Annotated in this window: 15 protein-coding genes; 10 read left to right on the forward strand and 5 right to left on the reverse strand. The window is 73.4% G+C overall.

Annotation, left to right across the window (positions count from 1 at the left end; genetic code table 11):
* Positions 1 to 419: 419 nt before the first annotated feature.
* Positions 420 to 1664: a helix-turn-helix transcriptional regulator gene (locus V2J85_RS33925; RefSeq protein WP_261956820.1), complete on the reverse strand. Its 1245-nt coding sequence runs from the start codon at positions 1662 to 1664 to the stop codon at positions 420 to 422.
* Positions 1665 to 2079: 415 nt separating this feature from the next.
* Between V2J85_RS33925 and V2J85_RS33930 the strand changes: the two genes are divergently transcribed.
* Both V2J85_RS33930 and V2J85_RS33935 read left to right on the forward strand, forming a co-directional pair.
* Entirely contained in the window at positions 2080 to 3321 is a 1242-nt protein-coding gene (locus V2J85_RS33930) for an aldehyde dehydrogenase family protein (protein WP_261956821.1), read from the forward strand.
* On the forward strand, positions 3318 to 5042 hold the full coding sequence (locus V2J85_RS33935) for a thiamine pyrophosphate-binding protein (protein WP_330823706.1): 1725 nt from the start codon (positions 3318 to 3320) through the stop codon (positions 5040 to 5042). The genes V2J85_RS33930 and V2J85_RS33935 overlap by 4 nt, the downstream gene beginning before the upstream one ends.
* 189 nt (positions 5043 to 5231) lie before the next feature.
* Here the strand turns inward: V2J85_RS33935 and V2J85_RS33940 are convergent, their stop codons facing one another.
* Positions 5232 to 6074 (reverse strand): ABC transporter permease, encoded by an 843-nt coding sequence (locus V2J85_RS33940; protein ID WP_261956823.1) that lies wholly within the window; start codon positions 6072 to 6074, stop codon positions 5232 to 5234.
* 14 nt (positions 6075 to 6088) lie between these two features.
* Positions 6089 to 6757 (reverse strand): DUF1707 SHOCT-like domain-containing protein, encoded by a 669-nt coding sequence (locus V2J85_RS33945; protein WP_261956824.1) that lies wholly within the window; start codon positions 6755 to 6757, stop codon positions 6089 to 6091.
* A gap of 485 nt (positions 6758 to 7242) precedes the next feature.
* Here V2J85_RS33945 and V2J85_RS33950 point away from each other — a divergent pair, with 485 nt between their 5' ends.
* Positions 7243 to 8547, forward strand: a complete 1305-nt coding sequence (locus V2J85_RS33950; protein WP_330823707.1) for a helix-turn-helix domain-containing protein — start codon at positions 7243 to 7245, stop codon at positions 8545 to 8547.
* Positions 8548 to 8986: 439 nt separating this feature from the next.
* Here V2J85_RS33950 and V2J85_RS33955 read toward each other — a convergent pair whose 3' ends face one another.
* Positions 8987 to 9166, reverse strand: a complete 180-nt coding sequence (locus tag V2J85_RS33955; protein ID WP_330823708.1) for a DUF5708 family protein — start codon at positions 9164 to 9166, stop codon at positions 8987 to 8989.
* 450 nt (positions 9167 to 9616) lie between these two features.
* Between V2J85_RS33955 and V2J85_RS33960 the strand changes: the two genes are divergently transcribed.
* The 6 genes from V2J85_RS33960 to V2J85_RS33975 all read left to right on the forward strand — a co-directional run bounded on the left by V2J85_RS33960 (position 9617) and on the right by V2J85_RS33975 (position 16692).
* Complete coding sequence (locus tag V2J85_RS33960; protein ID WP_261956827.1) at positions 9617 to 10882, forward strand: beta-ketoacyl-[acyl-carrier-protein] synthase family protein; 1266 nt, start codon at positions 9617 to 9619, stop codon at positions 10880 to 10882.
* Positions 10883 to 10945: 63 nt separating this feature from the next.
* Entirely contained in the window at positions 10946 to 11647 is a 702-nt protein-coding gene (locus V2J85_RS33965; protein WP_330823709.1) for a GNAT family N-acetyltransferase, read from the forward strand.
* Complete coding sequence (gene lanKC / locus V2J85_RS33970; protein ID WP_330823710.1) at positions 11644 to 14325, forward strand: class III lanthionine synthetase LanKC; 2682 nt, start codon at positions 11644 to 11646, stop codon at positions 14323 to 14325. The genes V2J85_RS33965 and lanKC overlap by 4 nt, the downstream gene beginning before the upstream one ends.
* A 9-nt stretch (positions 14326 to 14334) precedes the next feature.
* Positions 14335 to 14412 (forward strand): class III lanthipeptide, encoded by a 78-nt coding sequence (locus V2J85_RS41490; RefSeq protein ID WP_410011375.1) that lies wholly within the window; start codon positions 14335 to 14337, stop codon positions 14410 to 14412.
* Positions 14413 to 14699: 287 nt separating this feature from the next.
* A complete protein-coding gene (locus V2J85_RS41495; RefSeq protein ID WP_410011375.1) occupies positions 14700 to 14777 on the forward strand; it encodes a class III lanthipeptide in 78 nt (25 codons plus the stop codon).
* 88 nt (positions 14778 to 14865) lie between these two features.
* A complete protein-coding gene (locus tag V2J85_RS33975) occupies positions 14866 to 16692 on the forward strand; it encodes an FAD/NAD(P)-binding protein (protein WP_330823711.1) in 1827 nt (608 codons plus the stop codon).
* A gap of 248 nt (positions 16693 to 16940) precedes the next feature.
* Here the strand turns inward: V2J85_RS33975 and V2J85_RS33980 are convergent, their stop codons facing one another.
* Positions 16941 to 18086, reverse strand: coding sequence for an FAD-dependent oxidoreductase (locus V2J85_RS33980; protein ID WP_330823712.1), 1146 nt, complete (start codon positions 18084 to 18086; stop codon positions 16941 to 16943).
* Positions 18087 to 18225: 139 nt separating this feature from the next.
* Here V2J85_RS33980 and V2J85_RS33985 point away from each other — a divergent pair, with 139 nt between their 5' ends.
* Positions 18226 to 18831, forward strand: a complete 606-nt coding sequence (locus tag V2J85_RS33985; protein ID WP_330823713.1) for a TetR/AcrR family transcriptional regulator — start codon at positions 18226 to 18228, stop codon at positions 18829 to 18831.

The following is an 18831-nucleotide window of genomic DNA, read 5'->3' on the forward strand; positions in this document are numbered from 1 at the left end:
TCGCCGTTGCGCCTGCGGCGGGCCAGGTGGTTGTTGGGTGCGGTGACGGGCCTCCGGGGCCGGTTGTGTGGACTGCTGACGCTTTACGTCCACACAACCGGCCCCTCCGGCCCGTCCCCTCCCGTGAGAGGGAAAGAAAACGATGGTGGGGGTGCAGGTAATGCCCACACGCGTGCGGTCAACAGACAACGCACGCCCCCAACCAGCTCTCACCTCCCACTCACGGGAGGGGCTGGACCGGAGGACGGAGTCTGGAGGGCCGGCACCGCACCCAAAACACAAACGCCCGCCGCCAGGCGCAACGGCGAACAAGCCCCGCGGCGGGACAGACGGCTACGTGCGGGGCGCCGCAAAGCGCGCAACGGCGAGACGACCCGCGGCGGGAAAGCCAGGTACGTGGGAGGCGCCGCAAAGCGGAACTACGGCATGAGGACCGCGTGCGGGTCCCCGCCCTCCGTGCGGCGGGCGCCGGCCGTGAGTTCGCGCCAGGTTTCCAGGGCGAGGCGGAAGGCGCCGGCCTGTTCGTAGCCCTCGGCGGCCAGTTTGAAGTCGGCCTCGGCGGCGTCCTCGTGGCCGCCTGCGCGGTGCGCGCGGGCCAGGTGGAGCAGGCAGCGGGCGCGGTCGAGCGGGGAGAGGTCACCGGCCGTGAGGTCGATCCCCGCGGCGTGGTCGGCGGCCGCCGGCCCGTCGTCGCGGCGCAGTGCCGCGGCGGTCTCCAGGACCGCCAGCCAGGTCCGGGCCGAGGGGGTGCCGACCAGCGCGGTGGCCTGCCGGGCGCGGGTGAGCAGGGCGTCCGCCTCGTCCGCCGGGCCCGCCGCGAGCGCCAGCAGCGTACGGGCCCGGGCCAGCCGGAGGCGGAGCCGTACGCCGTCGGTCGTCGCGAGCAGGTCCTCGGCCTCGGCGAGGAGCTCCAGGGCCTCGTCCGGGTGGCCGGCCAGATACTGCGCACCGGCCACCGCCCACAGGGCGCCGGCCCGCAGTTCGCCGGCCGGGAGAGGGGCGGCCTCGGCGCGCAGCTCCGTGCCGAGCTGCTGGGCGCGGCTCCACTCGCCGCTGTCGACGGACGCGGACAGCAGCGCCATCCGGGCCTGGGCCCGCTCCGGGCGGCCGGGCTCCAGCTCGGCGGTGACCCGTACGGCCTCCTCGGCGAAGCGGACGCCCTCGGGCAGGCGGCCCTCGGTGCGCAGCAGCTGGGCGAGTTCGATGGCGACGCGGGCGTGCAGTACCGGCGCGGTGCGGGTGAGCGGGTCGTCGAGCAGTCGGCGCAGCGCGGCCTCATGGCGGGCCGGATCGTCCAGCCGCCCGAGGACGGTGGCCAGCTCCCAGTGGGCCTCCCAGCGCACCTCGTCCTGGTCGGCGCCGCCGGCCTGCTCCACCACGGCCTCCAGCTGGCGCCGCGCCGCGGCCCAGTCGCCGGCCAGCTGGCTGGCGCGGGCCGCCACCAACTGGCCGACCAGGCCGAGGCGCTGGGTCAGCCGGGCGCCGGGCTCCTCGGTGGCGCTCAGTGCCTCGACGGTCGTGCCGAGCCGTTCGGCGATCGACCGGGCGATCTTGGCGCTCGGGATCCGGCGGCCGTTCTCGACCAGCGAGACGTAACTGGGCGAGAGATCGCCCCCGGCGAGGTCCCCCTGGGACAGGCCCTGCGCGCGGCGGACCTCCCGCACTCGCTTCCCGAAAGCAGGCTGCTCAATCACCAAGGAATCGCTCGCAGTTGAGTTGGGCGGACGGACAGTGACGGTGTACGGACGGCGCCGGACGGCCGAACGTGATGACGGGGAGTCTACTCACCGGACGCCCGCTCGGGGGCCTCTGTGGACGACCTTCGTTCCGGCGAGGAGTCATTTTTTGTCACTTACGGAGGTCGGTATTCCTCTTGCTCGTGCGACGGGCATCGCGACAGTTCGGAGGCGTGTTCGGGCCGGTAGGGCGGGGATCGGCAGGTCCGTGGCGGGGGTTGCGGACGGGACGCGGCGAGAGGTACTTGTCACAACGGCCGGTCGAGTGTAATGACTTTACTTGACAATAAATGACAATTGGCTGACGCTGACCCTCCATGGACTACGCCCCGAGGAGGGACATATGAGCTCCGCTCCCGCATGGCCGACCGTGGCCGCCGAGCCGGAGGACCGTGTCGACGGCCGACGCGCGGCGGCCGTGCACCGGGTCCGGGACTTTCTGGTGGACAACGCCGACACCGTGCACGCGCTGCTGTGCGAGATCTCCACCCACCGCGCCGCGCGCTACGAGATCGAGTCCACCGTCGCCACCCTCGACGGGGCCCTGGACGAGGTGGCCACCCACCGGCCCGGCCGCGTCCCCCGGCTGGCCGCCTTCATGCCGTCGAACGTCATCCTCTACTCCTACGCCCTCTACCTCCTGGTCCCCGCCCTCTACACGGAGCGGCTGGTCTTCCGCCCCTCCAGCCGCGTCAAGGACCAGATGCGCCGGCTGCACGCGCTGCTCGCCGAGCAGCACCGCCTGCCCATCACCCTCACCACCGCCAGCCAGCGCGAGTTCCTCCAGGACCACGTCAGCCCGGCGGACGTCGTCGTCTTCACCGGCGCCTACGCCAACGCCGAGCAGATCCGCGCCCGGCTCACCCCCGGCCAGCTGTTCCTCTTCCTCGGCTCCGGCGTCAACCCGTTCGTGGTCGCCCCCGGCGCCGACGTCGAACGGGCCGCCCGCGACGCCCTCGCCATCCGCGTCCTCAACACCGGCCAGGACTGCCTGGGCCCGGACCTCTTCACCGTCCACGCCTCGCTGCTCGACCCGTTCGTGGACGCCCTGGTCAGCGAGTTGAAGGGGCTGCGCTACGGGCCGTACACCGACCCGGACGCCGACTTCGGGCCGATCTTCTACGAGAGCGCGCTGGAGGACGGCGCGCAGTTCCTCGCCCGCAACCGCGGCGGCATCGTGCACGGCGGGCACGTCGACTTCCGGGCCCGCCGCCTCGACCCCGCCGTCGTCGTCGGCGACGAGGTCACCCCGCGCACCCACGTGCCGGAGTTCTTCGCCCCGATCTTCAACGTCGCCTCCTACCGCGACGAGGAAGCGCTCGCCGCGACCCTCACCACCGGCACCTTCACCGAACGCGCCCTGGGCTCCAGCGTCTACGGCCACGCCCCCGCCCTCGTCGAGGCGCTCCGCCGGCGCACCACCGTCACCCTGGACACCACCCTGCTGTCCATCGACGACGGCAACGCCCCCTTCGGCGGCTACGGCCGGATGGCCAACTACATATCCGACGGCCGGGAGTTGCGCGCCGAGCCCGTGCTGATCTCCAAGGCCGTCGCCGCCCACCGTCCGGGAGGCGGCCGATGAGCCGGCACCCCGCGGCCCACCCGTCCGCCTGGGCGGCGATCGCCGACCACCTCCACCACCTGGGCACCACCGCGGTCTTCGGGCTGCCCGGTGACGACATGGCGCCGCTCGGCGCGCTGGAGGACTCCGACGTCCACGTGGTGCTCTGCCGCGACCAGCGCAACGCCGTCTTCATGGCGACCGGTTACGCGCTGGCCTCCGGCCGCCCCGGGGTCTGCGTGATCGGCAAGGGCCCGGCGGTGACCAACGCGCTCACCGGCCTGCTGGAGGCGCGCTCCGCCGCGGTACCGCTGATCCTGATCGCCGACGGCACCCGGCTGGACCGGGTCGGCACCGGCGCCTTCCAGGAGCTGGACCAGCTGGCCGCGGTCCGCCCGTACGTGAAGTGGGCGGTCCGCGTCGACCACGCCGAGCGGCTGCCGGCCGCCCTGGAGAAGGCCGCCGCGCTCGCCGTCAACGGCACGCCCGGACCGGTCTACGTCGAACTCGCCGAGCAGATCGCCGGCGAACCCGTCCCCCGTACCGGGCCCTGGCGCCCGGCCGTGCCCCAGCGGCCGGCCCCCGACCCCGCCGCGCTGGCCGCGACCGCGGCCCGGATCACCGCCGCACAACGGCCGTTGCTGCTGGTCGGCGGGGGTGCCCGGCACCGCAACGCGGACCGCCGGATCGAGCGGTTCGCCGAGCGGCTGGGCGCCGGGATCTTCACCACCGCCTCCGGCCGCGGCACCGTCGCCGAGGACCACCCGCTGCACTGCGGCGTCAGCGGCCTCTACACCGTCGGGCCGGTGGACGCCCTGTGGCGCGAGGCGGACCTGGTCGTCGCGCTGGGCAGCCGCCTGGAGGAGACGGCCACCTTCGGCTGGCCGGAGGGTGCGGACCAACTCCCCGTCGTCCAGGCCGTCCTGGGCGAGGAGAGCCTGGTCCTGGACCGTCCGGGGGCGTACGTCCTGGCGGACGTGGCGGCGACCGTGGACGGCTGGGCCGGGCTGCTCGACGGGCACCGGCCGGACGGGACCTGGGCCGAGCGGGTCCGCTCCGTACGGGCCGCGCTGGCGCAGCGCGCCGCGGACCGGGCCGAGGAGGCCGGGAAACGGGCGCCGGACGGCACCGTCCCGGTCGCCCGGGTGCTGGCCGACCTGGAGCGGGCCGTCCCCGCCGGCCGGGTCCTCGTCCAGGAGAACGGCCTGCAGGACATGTGGTCGTACTTCTTCCCGCACTACGCGCTCGGTGCCGGCGGCGGTTCCGTCGTCCCCAGCGAGCAGACGCCGCTGGGCTTCGGCGCGGCGGCCGCGGTCGGCGTACGGCTGGCCGAGCCGGCCGGGCGGCCCGTGGTCGCGGTGGTGGGCGACGGCGCCTTCCACCTCTTCCGCGCCGAGTTGCCGACGGTCGCGGACGCCGGCGCGGCCGTCCTCTACGTCGTCCTGGACAACGGCGGCTACGGCTGGCTGCAGTCCAACCTCGACCGGGTCTCCGGCCCGGGCTCCCGCTTCGCCTTCACCCGCCCCCGGCCCACCGGCACCGACGGTCTGACCGGCGCGTACGGCCTGGGCCACCGCCGGGTGACGGATCCCGACCGGCTGTCCGACGCGCTGGCCGCGGCCTGGCGCGAGGTCGCCGCCGGCACCACGTCCGTCGTCGAGGTGGCGGTGGCGCTGGCGGACACCCCACCGGGGATGACGGGCGCGGCGGGCGACTTCCCGGAGCGGGCGGAGGAGGAGTAGCCGGGACCCGGCCCATGGGGGGCCGTGCCGCCGTCGGCGGCACGGCCCCCGCGTGCGTCGGGGCGTGCGTGGGCCGGCCCCTTCCCCGGCTCGGGGGTGGCCGGGGGCGGGGCCGGTCCACGTCTTCTTCGTACGGGGAGCCACGCCGAAGGCGTGACGGGGATGCGCTCCCTTGCGTACGGATCGGTGTCAGTTCATGGTCTTGCGGCGGAACTTGGCGACGGCCAGCGGGGCGGTGAGCGCGGTCAGGCCCACCGACCACACCACCGTCCAGAGCACCGGGCCGGCCACCGGGCCCTCCCCCAGAGTGAGTCCACGGGCCGCGTCGGCCATGTGGGTCAGGGGGTTGATCCGGGTGAAGGCGGCCAGCCAGTCCGGCATCGTCGTGGGCGAGACGAAGATCGAGGAGGCGAACTGCAGCGGGGTCAGCACGATCACCGAGAGCCCCTGGATGGCCTGCGCGGTGCGCAGGGTCAGCCCGAGGAGCATGAAGATCCAGATCAGCGACGTGCCGAAGAGCGTGGTCAGGCCGATGGCCGCGGCTATACCGGGCCAGCGGCCGGAGAAGTCGAAGCCGAGCAGGGCGGCGACGATCAGCAGGACCGTGATGGCGACCAGCATCCGGCCCGTCTCCACCACGACCTTGGCCACGAGGATCGAGGAGCGGGCGATCGGCATCGTGCGGAAGCGGTCCATCACGCCCGTGCGGAAGTCGTCGTTGACGCCGGTGCCGACGGCCATGGCGATGGTCATGCCGAGGATGACCATCAGGCCCGGCACCAGGAAGGCGGTGTACTGGGCGCGGCTGCCGCCGCGGCCGATCACCCCGCCGAAGACGTAGACGAACAGCAGCGTCAGCACGATCGGCATCAGCAGCGCGTCGATCATCGACTCCGGGTTCTGCCGGATCCGGAGGAGGTTGCGGCGGACCAGCGCGCCGGTGTGCCGGGCCGTGGCCCGCAGCCCGATCCGGCCCTCGTCGCGGAGGGGGGCGGGCGCCTCGGGGCGGGGCGCGGCCTGAAGGGTCGTCACGGCTGCTCCTCCGGTCAGGCCCGGCCGCGGCGTTCGTCCAGCCACTTCTGCCAGTACGAGCGGCGGTCGCTGCTGGGGTGGGCGACGATGATGTCGCCGAAGACGGCGGAGCCGGTCACGCGGATGAGCGGGGTGACGGACTCGGGGCCGGAGTGCGCCCGGGTCAGATCGCGGAGGTCGCCGAAGACCTTGCTGCAGTTCATCTCCACCCGGACGCCCTCGGGGAGCAGCAGATGCACATCGCCGACGAGCGCCTTGGCCTCGATGGTGAGCTCACCGGTCGGCGGTGCGGGGGAGGAGCACAGGTCGAGGGTGAGGTCACCGAGGACCGCGGTGGCCTCGATGCCGTGGTCCAGCGCGGGGCTGTGGTGGACGAGGTCACCGAAGAGGGCGCGGAAGGAACGCTGGCCGGAGCCGGCGGTGGCGGGGGCCGTGACATGGGGGAGGTCCTCGCCCACGGACGCCAACTCCTCGCGCGTCCGGGCCAGATACGCCGCCTCGGAGCGCTCGGCGAGCTCCTCGAGGGTTAACCGGCCTTCCGCGGTGGCCTCCCTGAGCCGCTCGACCATGGCCTCCCGCTCGGCGTCCGACGCCAGCACCGAGCGGGCGGATCCGGAGAGGCCGGGGGAGGCGGATGCGGGCGCCACATCCTTGGTGAGGTCGGGACGTTGGGGCTGGGTCATGGAGGGTGCCTCCGCGGGGTCCGGCGGTGGTGGGGCGTGTGCGTGCTCATCGCACCACGTCGGACCGGGCGTGGACATCGGCGCGGGGTAGTACATCGAAAGGTTGACCCGCGGCCCCGGGCACACAGTTCGGCGTACGAGGCGGTCGCGGCGTAGGCGGTGGGCGGGGCGTAGGCGGCGGGCGGGGCCACGGGACGTGGCGGACGGGGTCCGCCGGGGGAGGGGCCGGCCGCGCGTGACGGTTCCGGGGGATTGACGGGGCGGCGGACTTCCCCGGCATTGGTGTACTCGGCGGCCGGTTTTCCGCTCCGGTAGTCACCCGGGAAATGATCTCGGTGACCACCGGTGAAGACCGGTGAAGGAATCCGAATATCGGTCGACTTCTTCTTGACTGCTTGGTAAAGTACCCAGCACTCATTGTGACTCGGCGTTTTGATCCGACCGGCCGGAGTCATCCACTGTTCGAAATCCGGAGGGTTTGGCGAATGCCTGAGCTGGCGGACACCGGGCGGCGAATCAAAGAGCTTCGGGTCAGCGCGGGAATGACGCAGCACGACCTTGCCGGGTCCGATATGTCGTCCAGCTACATCTCGCTGGTCGAGCGCGGGAAGCGCATTCCCAGTGGCCGGGCGCTCAAGATCCTCGCGGCCCGCCTCGGCGTCGGCGTGGACGAAATCTCCAGCAGCCCCCAGCCGGCCGAAAGTCCGGGCCTGGCCCGCCGGCTGGACCTGGTCGGACGATTGGTCGCGGCCCGCCGGCAATGGGAGGGCGGCGACGCCGAGGGAGCGCTCTCAGAATTCCGCGCACTGGCCTCGATGGAGCCGGCCGGCAGGCAGGACGACGTATTTACCGAGGCGCAGCTCGCCATTGCCGAAATACTGGGCTCGCTCGGTCGCGCCGACGAGGGCGCCGACGTCCTGCTGCGGATGCTGGACGCGCTCGCCCCCGCGCCGTACGCCGAGGCCCGGCTGCGTGCCCTGATCGCCCTCGCCGACCTGCTGGAATCGGCCGGCCGGGTGCAGGACGGGCTGCGCTACGCCCTCACCGGCTACCTCGAATGCACCGACCGCCGCGTGGCCCAGGGCCCCGGCACCGGCCCGGCCACCGGCCCCGGCACCGGCTTCCACCTGCTGCTCGTCCTCGACGTGCTCACCCGCTGCGCCTACTGGAGCGGCTGCCCGGACTGGGCCCCCGAGCCCGAGCACCCCCGCCCGCCGGCCGACGGCGTCCTTCCCGGGCCGCGCGCCACCATCGATCTGCACCGGGCGCTCGCGCTGCGGGACCGCGGCGAGTGGGAGCGCGCCGCCGAGCTGCTGGGCGAGTGCGCGCGCCGGGTCACCCCGGCCGCCGGGTTCCCCTTGTGGGAGAAGGTCAACGGCCAGTACGCCCTGCTGTTGCTGCACCGCGGCGATTCGGCGGCGGCGCGCAGCATCGTCGAACGCGGGCTGGTGGTCGCCTCGGTGGCGCAGGAACCGGAATTCCCGCTCTGGCTCACCACCGCGGACGCGGTCTGTGCGGAGGCCTCCGGCGACCGGGACCGGCTGGCCGCCCTGGGCGAGGAGCTGGCCGCGCTGCCCGAGACCGGCCGCAGCCATGAGAAGGCCGCCGCGCTCCAGGAGATCGCGGCGGCGTGCGAGCGGGTGGGGGACCGTGAGCGGGCGGCCGGACACTACCGGCAGTCCGCCGACCTGTTCCGGCGGGCCCAGGCGTATCGGCACGCCGAGCGGGCCCGTGAGCGGCTCGTGCGGCTCGCCGAAAGCCCGGCCAGGCAGCCGCAAGAGCAGCTCTGAAGCAGCCCTCGGGCGGCGCTGAAGCCGCTCCGGGATGGCCCTGAAGCCGCTCCGAGGCGGCTCCGAAGCGACTCATGAAGCGGCTCATGATGCGGCTCCTGAAGCCGTTCCGACGCGCGCGTGAGCCGCCGGTCGAAGACGTCCGGCGAGCGCGCCGGCGGGCCTGCCGAGGCCGCCCGGCGAACGCGAAAGCAAACGCGGCAATGGCAGATGCGCGGCCGGCGGCCGGAAAAGCCGGCGGACGGCCGCATCGGCATCCATGGTGGTTGAGCACAAAATCAAGGCCGCGGTCCGCATATACGTGGCCGGTGAACGGGATTTGCGGTGCGACCGGTCGCAAAAGCGGGCGGGCGACCGCCGGGACGGAAAGACGCCGCGGCGGCGCAATGGGCCCTGGGGTGCTATGCCCTTATGTCGTTATTGCGCGTAATTGACGCATTCATTTATTAGCTTTCTTTCCCAATCCGAGGAGCGCGAACAGTGCCTCCGCGCCGCCCACGATCGCCAGGATGAGCCCCGCCTTGTGCAGGGAGACGATCGGCGTCTCGACTTCCTTTGTGGTCAGCCACAGGACCAGCCCGACGACCGCCAGAACAATGCCTACCGCAATACCCTTCATCGGTTCCCTTGTCTCCTCGTCCCGGTGATGGTCCCGGTGATGGCGCCCCGGCCGGCCGGCGCGGGGCGGTGGTAGTCACCAGCGTCCCGTCGCGGCCCGGCCTCCGGATCGTCCGCAGGTAGGCACTTTCCGGCCCGCGGACTGTCACTTTCTATGTACGCCGGGCCCTACCAGGGGGCTGTGGGGCGTGCGCCCCCGGAGCTCGCCCACCGCGCCCGGGCCCCCTCCTCGCCTCCTCGAACCGTCGCCATAGTCAATTTTCCTGACTCTGTCAGTCATCGTCTTGAGAGCGTTTCCGCTGGTGCGAGGCCTGATGCCCCGGAGTGACAGGAAACCTCGACTGACCACTTCTCCCGCAACCTGTTGACAAGCCGATGACTCAGCTGTCATGTTTCTGGTCATGAGGACGCCCCGAGCGTGACAACGGGGCAGGAAATCAGGAGGCGTTTCATGGAGTTACGCACGGATCGGCGGCGCGTCGTCGTCACCGGCTGCGGCGTGGTGTCCCCCGTGGGAAACACCACCGAAGACTTCTGGACCGCCCTCCTCGCCGGCCGCAGCGGCGTCACCGCGCTCACCCGCTTCGACACCTCCGGCCTCCCGGTCCGCATCGGCGGCGACCTCACCGGTTTCGACCCGGCCGGCTCCGGCTTCCTCACCCCGCAGGAGGTCCGGCGCACCGACCTCTTCACGCAGTACGCGGTGGTCGCCGCCGGCCAGGCGATGCGGGCCGCCGGCCTCGAACCCAGGGCCGACGTCGACCCGTACCGCTTCGCCGCGGTGATCGGCTCCGGCTACGGCGCCGCCCACGCCATCCAGCAGCAGTACGACGTGCTCAAGAACCAGGGCGCGCGGCGGGTCTCCCCGTACCACTCGGTGCTCACCGCCATCGACCACCCGGCCGGCCTGCTGTCCATCAAGTACGGCATCAGCGGCCCGAGTTGCGCGGTCTCCGCGGCCTGCGCGACCGGCGCGGTGGCCCTCGGCGAGGCGGCCGAACTGATCCGCCACGGCCGGGCCGACGTGGTCCTGGCCGGCGGCACGGACGACTCCCTCACCGCCGCCGATCTGGCCGGCACCGCCAACGCCCGGGCGCTGTCCCGCCGCAACGACGACCCCGAAGGCGCCAGCCGGCCCTTCGACCGGGACCGCGACGGCTTCGTGATGGCCGTCGGCGCCACCGTCCTGACCCTGGAGGAGGCCGGCCACGCGGAACGCCGCGGCGCGACGATCCTCGCCGAGGTCGCCGGTTACGCCGCCACCACCGACGCCCACCACGCCACCGCCCCCGACCCGACCGGTGCCGGCGCCGTCCGCGCGATGCGCGGGGCGCTCGCCGACGCGGGTCTGACCCCCGGTGACGTCGGGCAGGTCAGCGCCCACGGCACCGGCACCGTCCTCAACGACCGCATCGAGGCGGCCGCGCTGCGCGAGGTGCTCGGCCCCGACCAGCTGCGCCGCACACCGGTCACCGCGGTCAAGAGCATGACCGGGCACATGCTCGGCGCGTCCGGGGCCGCCGAGGCCGCCGCCGCGGTGCTCTCGCTGCGGGACCGCAGGATCCCGCCGATCCGCAACTGCGACCACCCCGAGGACGACGACCTCGACCTGGTCGTGAAGGGCGCCCGCGACTGGGACGGCGACGCGGTGCTGAGCAATTCGTTCGGCTTCGGCGGCCACAACGCCGTCCTCGTCCTGACGCGCTACCGCACATGACCCGCACGCGGCCCGAGAGCCGCACCCGCTGACACACGAGACCACAGAGGAGGGACACGCACCATGCAGGGACGACTGGTGACCTTGGAATGGCCCGGCGACGACGACTGGGCCGCGATCGCCTCCTGGCTGCGCCCCGGCTCGCCCGCGGCCGTGCTCAGCGGTGACTGGGAGCTGCTGGGCGCCGCCGAGGTCGAGCAGGCCAACCGCTCCGGCCGGGTCCACCACCTGGTGATCCGCACCAAGGACGGCACCCGCATCGGCACCGTCAGCTACCAGCGGTCGGGCCGGATCGGCGGCTACACCGTCGGCGGCGCGATCGGCTCGCCCGAACTGTGGCGCCGCGGCTACGGCGCGGAGGCCGTCGTCCTCCTCGTCGACTACCTCTTCCACCAGCTCGACGCCCACCGGGTGCAGGTCACCACCGCCGGCTACAACAAGGGCATCATCCGGCTGATGACCAAGACCCCGTTCGTGGTCGAGGGCATCCTGCGGGACCACTGTTACCTCGACGGCGAGTACCACGACGCGATCGTGTGGGGCCTGCTGCGCGACGAGCACTACGCCTCGCTCAAGCCCAGCGAGGACAACCGCGTACTGGCCGTCGGGCTGGAGGACTTCGTGTCCGAGGACGACAAGGTGCAGGCCAGGGCGGTGCTCGCCGAGCACCTCGCCACGGCCGACCGGACCGCGCTCACGCCCTACCTGGAACCGGACGTCACCGCCCCCGGAAAGATCGTCCCGGCCGAGCGAGGTGCCGCATGAGAGACGGCGCCGAGAGCTTCGCCCTGGCCGACCGCACCTTCTTCGACTGGCCCGGCAACTGGGACCTGGAGGCCACCCGCTTCCCCGCCCCGCCGCTGCCCGACGGCTGGACCCGCGAGGACAACGAGGCCTGGACCATCTGCCGCCCGCCCGAGGACCGGCTCCCCGACCAGGGCTGGAAGATCCATGTCAGCGCGTCCCCCGACGACGCCCCCCGCACCCTCGCCGACGTCGCCGGCTACTGCGCCCGGCACGGCATCGCCTTCAAGTACCTCAAGAGCGCCAACGTCCAGCGCGCCCTGAGCCGCAAGTACGCCCAGCGCTCCTCCGCCGGCAAGCTGCTGACCGTCTACCCCGCGGACGAGGCCGAACTGGCCCGCACCCTCGAAGGACTGGACGCGATCGTCGGCGGCCGCCCCGGCCCGTACGTCCTGACCGACCTGCGCTTCCGTCAGGGCCCGCTCTACGTCCGCTACGGCGGATTCCGCACCCACTACATGGAGGACGCCGACGGCGAGCTGGTCCCGGCCTTCCGGCGCCCCGACGGGACGCCCGAACCGGACCGCCGCACCCCGGTCTTCCACACCCCCGACTGGGTCACCGTCCCCGACGTCCTCAAGGACTCGCTGGCCGCCCGGCAGGCCGTGGACGACTTCCCGTACCGGATCACCGGCGCGCTGCACTTCTCGCACGGCGGCGGCGTCTACCGCGCCGAACCGGCCGGCGAACAGGCCCTCGGCGCCGGACAGCACAGCGTCGTCCTCAAGGAGGGCCGGCCGTACTCCGGCACCGACGGCGTCGGCCGGGACGCGGTCGCCCGGCTCGCCCACGAGCACCGGATCCTGACCAAGCTGGCCGGACTGCCCGGGATCCCCCGCACCTTCGGCACCTTCCAGGCCGGCGAACACCTCTTCCTGGTCCTGGAGGACATCGAGGGGCAGGACTTCCAGTCCTGGCTCGCCGGGCTCTACCCGCTGACCGTCCCCGAAACCGACGAGGCGGCGGTGGCCGCCCACCGGGACCGCGCCCTCGCCCTGTTCGGCCGGATCGAGGAACTGATCGCCTCGGTGCACGACCGCGGGGTGCGCATCGGCGACCTGCACCCGGGCAACTTCATCATCCAGCCCGGCGACGTCCCCGTCCTCCTGGACTTCGAGGTGGCCGACGCGATCGACCTGGCCACCCCCAGCAGCCTCGGCGCCCCCGGCTTCCACCGGGCCGACGCCACCGGCGCGGACGGCGACCACTACGCACTGGCCGCGATCGCCCTGTGGTTGTTCCTGCCGCTCGCCGCGCTCGGCGGCCTGGCCCCCGACAAGGCGTCGGCCCTGCTCGACACCGCGACCCGCCGGTTCGGCCTCCCCGGCCACCTGGTGTCCCGGCTCGCCCCCCAGCTCGCCCCGAACGACAACACCACGTCGCCGCTGCGCAGCGTGCCGGAGGCGTTCCCACCCTCCGACATCCTGGCCTCGATCGACCGCGGCCTGCGCGACAGCGCCACCCCGCACCGCACCGACCGGCTCCACCCCGGCGACTTCGCGCAGTTCGCCGAGGGCGGCGCGGGCTTCGGACACGGCGCCGCCGGCGTCCTGTGGGCCCGCCACACCGCCCTAGGGGAACGCGACGAGGAGGGCGCGGCCTGGCTGCGCGCCGCCGTCGACCGGGTCACCGCCGAACGCATCGGCTTCTACGACGGCCTGCACGGAATCGCCTACGTCCTTGAGGAGTTGGGCGACCGCGAAGGAGCCCTGCGGGCCCTCGACCGGGCCGCCGACCGGCTCCCGGTACGCCACTGCCCCAGCCTCTACCGCGGCCTGTCCGGCGTCGGCCTGAACCTCCTGCACTTCGCCGACGCACTGGACGACGGCGCCCTGCGGCAGCAGGCCCTCGACCTGGCCGACCGCGTCACCGCGCGGCTCGCCACGGCCCGCACCGAACCCGTCGAGCGCACCCGCCGGCGCGGCTCCACCCACGCCGGCGGCCTGATGTACGGCTGGTCGGGCCCCGCGCTCTTCCTGCTCCGCGCCCACCGCGCGACCGGCGACCCCGCCCTGCTCGACGAGGCGGTCCGCGCCGTCCACCGCGACCTCGACCGCTGCAGCCCCGGGCCGCAGGACACCCTCCAGGTCGACGAGGGCTTCCGGCTGCTGCCCTACCTCGACAACGGCAGCGCGGGCATCGCCCTCGTGGCGGCCGAACTCCTCCGCCACCGCGACGACGCCCGCCTCCGCGAGGCGCTGCCGGGCCTGCTCCGGGCCTGCTCCTCCGACTTCGTCATCGAGTCGGGCCTGTGGGGCGGCCGCGCCGGTCTCATCGGCACCCTCGCCACCCTGCGCGCGCAGGCCCCCTGGCCACCGGAGACCGCCGAGCGGTATCTGCGCCGCCATCTGACCAACCTCCACCAGCACGCCATGACGCTGAACGGCGCAACGGTCTTCCCCTGTGACGGCCGGGCCCGGATCTCCATGGACGTGGCCACCGGCGGGGCCGGCGTACTGCTGGCACTCTCCGCCGCCGAACGGGGCACCCCGCTGCTGCCGTTCCTCCCTGACCCGCGGTCCGCCGCGGCCGGTCAACCGGCCGTCCCGGAGCGCGCCCGTGGTGCCCACGGCACCGCGACCCCCACCGTCCCGACCGGGCCGGCGGGCACTGCGGACAACGGAAGGGAGGTGTCGTAAATGACCATCATGGATCTTCAGGGTCTGGAGGTGCCGGGCGAGCGTGACGCCCAGGCGCTCGGCTCCACCGTCAGCACCGGCTGCTGAATGACGCCGAAGGGCCGTGCACCGTCATTGCACGGCCCGTCGGATGCAGGTGTCCCGCAACGGCACCTGGCACGTCAGTAGCGCTGTCCACCGTTCCTGCTCACCCCCCGGAGGGAGGTTCACATGTCGGTCATGGATCTTCAGGGTCTGGAGGTGCCGGGCGAGCGTGACGCTCAGGCGCTCGGCTCCACCCTCAGCGGCGGCTGCTGACACCGAGTTCGGTGTCGTCCTACGCACTCTACGCATCCGGAACGGACAACGGAAGGGAGGTGTCGTAAATGAGCATCATGGATCTTCAGGGTCTGGAGGTGCCGGGCGAGCGTGACGCCCAGGCGCTCGGCTCCACCGTCAGCACCGGCTGCTGACCCGGTACCCGGTGGTCCCGTGCTCCCGGCGCGGGGCCACCGGGTTCCCTTTTTCCGCGTAGCCCAACTCCTCGGGGGGTGAGCCGAGTTGAACGACCGTACCGAGCCGGCGGCCCGCTCCCTCTGCATCATCGGCTGCGGCCCCCGCGGCACCTCCCTCGTCGAGCGGATCCTCGCCAACGTCCCCGCCCTGTACGGCGACCGGCCCCTGGACCTGCACCTCGTCGACCCGTACCCGCCGGGCGCCGGCCGCACCTGGCGCACCGACCAGCCCGGCCTGCTGTGGATGAACTCCGCCGCCGAGCAGGTCACCCTCTACCCCGACCCGAGCGTCTCCTGCGCCGGGCCGCCGCGCCCCGGCCCCACCACCGCCGAGTGGCTGACCGGCCCGCTGCACGACGGTGCCTACGCCGCGCGCCGCGACCAGGGCCGCTACCTGCGCCACTTCTTCGAGACGGTGACCGCCGGGCGGCCCTCCTCGGTCCGCCTGTACGTCCACCGGGCGCGCGCGATCGACCTGCGCCGGACGTCCGTGGACGGCGCGGCACCGGGCACCCGCCAACAGGTGGTCCTCGACTCCGCCGAACCGCCCTTCCTCGCCGACCGGGTGGTGCTGGCGCAAGGGCATCCGGATGTGCGTACCGAGCCCGCACCGGCCGGCCTGACCCGCATCGGGCCGGGCCCCGCCGACCCCGCCGCCCTGGACGCCGTCCCGCCCGGCGCGCCGGTCGTCGTCCGCGGCCTCGGCCTGGTCTTCATCGACTGCCTCGCCCTGCTGACGGAAGGCCGCGGCGGCCGCTTCGACCGCACCCCGGACGGCCGGCTCCGCTACCTGCCCTCCGGTCGCGAGCCCCGCCTGTACGCGGGCTCCCGCCGCGGTGTCCCCCTCCCGCCCAAGCCGGCCCGCGCCGCCGTACCGTCCCGGCCCGCCGCCCCGCGCTTCGCCACCGCCGACGCCTGCCGGGCCCGGTTGTCCCGCCCCGGCGCCACCTTCGGCCGCGACGTCTGGCCGCTGGTCCTGGCCGAGTTGGGCTGGTGCCACTACCGCGCGCTCTTCGCCGAACAGCCCGCCCGCGCCCGTATGACGTGGGACGACTTCGACGCCCAGTACGCGCTCCTGCTCACCGACGCGGACCGCCTCGCCAAGCTCGCCCGGGAGGCCGTTCCGGACCCCGCCGACCGCCTCGACCTCGACCGCCTGTCCGCCCCGCTCGCCGGCCGCCGCTTCGCCGACGCCGACGGCCTCCAGCGCTGGCTGCGCGCGCACCTCGCCGAGGTCCACCACCGCCGCACCGGCCCGGCCCGGGCTGTCACCACCGCGCTGGTGGACGGCCTCCAGCGCACCGGCGCGGTCATCGAGGACCTGTGGCGCTCCGGCGACCTGGCCGGTGACCAGCTGACGGACGCGCTCGCCCGCTTCTCCCTCGGCACGTACCTGAGTTCCGGCCCCCCGCCCCTGCGCGCCGAGCAACTGCTCGCCCTGGCCGAGGCCGGAGTGGTGGTGTTCGTGGGCCCCGAGATGCGCGTGGAGATCACGACGCCGGCCACGGACGGCACCGGCCCGGTCTTCCGCGCCACCAGCCCCGCGGTGCCCGGCGTCGCCCACGACGCCGCCGTCCTCCTCGACGCCCGGTTGTCGGCCCCCGCCCCCGACCGCTTCGCGGACCCGCTGCTCCGTGCCCTCCTCTCCCGCGGTGAACTCACCGAGGCCCACACGGAGGACGGCACCCCGACCGGCGAACTCCGGCTGTCCGGCCCCGACCTGCACCCGGTCGACGCCCACGGCACCACCCACCACGACCGCGTCATCGCCGGCCCGGCCCAGTTCCCCCGCCCGGGGACGGACGCGATCTTCTTCCGGCAGAACGATGGGGTTGCGCGGAGCTTGCTGGCGCGGCTTGATCCCCCCACGTAGTTGGCTTTCCCGCCGTGGGGGTTGCTCGCCGTTGCGCTTTGCGGCGCCTCCCACGTACCCGTCTGCGGCGCCGCGGGTGTTGTTCGCCGTTGCGCCTGCGGCGGGCTGGGTGGTTGTTGGGTGCGGGGACGGGCCTCCGGGGCCGGTTGTGGGGACTGCTGACGCTTTACGTCCCCACAACCGGCCCCTCCGGCCCGTCCCCTCCCGTTGGGGGGAAGTCGAGGCCGGTGGGGGTACCCGTGATCCGCTTACCGTGCGGGCGTGGCCGGCCACTGGGTGTCGGGGAAGATGGCGGCGTCGGAGTCGGTGTCCGGCATGAGGCTGGTGAGCATCTGCTGGGCGGTCTTCGCGTGGTCGGCGGCGCGCGGCAGCATGACGCTCTCGTAGGCGTCGAGGGCCTGGTCGACGGTGGGGTGGTCGATGACGGCCTGGGCGAGTTCGGCGCCGTCGAGCAGGGCGAGGTTGGCACCGACGCCGACCGGCGGCATCAGGTGGGCGGCGTCGCCGAGCAGGGTGATGCCGGGGACGCGCTGCCACGTGTGCGGAACCGGGAGCACGAACATCGGGCGGTTGATGAAGGCGCCCTCGTTGTCGCGCAGGATGGCCAGCAGGCTCTCGTCCCAGCCCTGGTACTGGGCGAGGAGGCGGGCGCGTACGGCTTCGGTGTCGGCGAGGTCGAGGCCGGCGTGCCAGTCCTGGGGCCCGCGGAAGGTGACGTAGCCGCGGACGTGTCCGTTGCTGTTGCGCTGCAGCACCAGGCTGCGGCGGCCCGCCTTGGCCGACATGGTGCCGCTGCCGACCAGGCGGGCGATGCCGGGGTGCCGGCGGTCGACGTCGTCGAAGTGGATCTCCACCATCGTGACCCCGGCGTAGGACGGTTGGGCGTCGGAGAGCGCGGGGCGCACCCGGGACCAGGCGCCGTCGGCGCCGATGACCAGGTCGAAGTCCTCGACGGTGCGGTCGTGGTGGTGCAGCCGGACGGTGCCGTCGGGCAGCGGGGTGACGGCCTCGGCACCGTGGCCCCAGCGGACGGTGCCGGGCGCGAGGGAGTCCAGCAGGAGGGCGCGCAGTTGGCCGCGGTCGATCTCGGGCTTGCTCAGGTCGTCCTCGCCGGCCCGGTCGTGACGTATCAGGGCCGCGTGACGGTCGTAGAGGCGCCATTGCTGGCCTTCGGGCCGGGACAGCGCGCGGAACCGGTCGAAGAGTCCGGCTGCGCGCAGGGCGACCTGGCCGGTGTCTTCGTGGATGTCGAGGGTGCCGCCCTGCGAGCGGGAGCGGGGGTCGCTCTCGCGCTCGAAGACCGTGACCGGCAGGCCGTGCTGCTGCAGGACACGCGCGCAGACGAGGCCGCCGGGACCGGCGCCGATGATCGCGATGCGAGGGGTGGTGGACATGGGGGTCACGCTCCGTTCCACGGATCGAGAGGGTGCGGAGCAACCACAGAAGCACAGCGGTTACAAAAGTACAACTGATTCGATTTCCTATCCGACTTCCTTTCCGATCGAGTCACCTCAGCTGGGGTAGGGTGGGGGCATGGCCGAGACGACGACAGGGCGCCGCGAGCGCAAGAAGGCCCAGACCAGGCAGGCCCTGGCGGATGCCGCGCTGCGGCTGTTCACGGAACGCGGCTACGACAACGTCGGTGTCCGCGACGTGGCGGAGGCGGCCGACGTCTCGCTGAGCACGCTCTTCAAGCACTTCCCCAGCAAGGAAGCCCTCGTCTTCGACCTGGACGCGGACGTCGAGAGCGCCCTGGTCGCCGCCGTTCGCGACCGGGCCCCTGGTCAGCCCGTTCTGCACGCCCTGCGTGACCACCTGGTGCGGACCCGTACGGCCCTGCGGGCCGACGACCCCGTCTTCGTCCTCGTCGAATCCACTCCCGCGCTGCGGGATGCCGCCCGGCGCATGTGGTCGCGCCACGAGAAGGCGCTGGCCGCCACGCTCGCCGACGCCACCGGGCTGCCCCCGGACGACCTCGCCATCACCGGCCTGGCCCGCTTCGCCCTGGAGGCCCCCACCCTCGCCCGCACCAGCCCCGACCCGGCCCAGGCCATCCGCGACCTGTTCGCCCTCCTGGAGCACGGCTGGGCCACGACCCCCTTGGCCCGCGGCGAGGACCACCCCGGCGAGGACGGCTGA

It is taken from the genome of Streptomyces bugieae (genome assembly GCF_036352915.1).
GTDB lineage: Bacteria > Actinomycetota > Actinomycetes > Streptomycetales > Streptomycetaceae > Streptomyces > Streptomyces endophytica.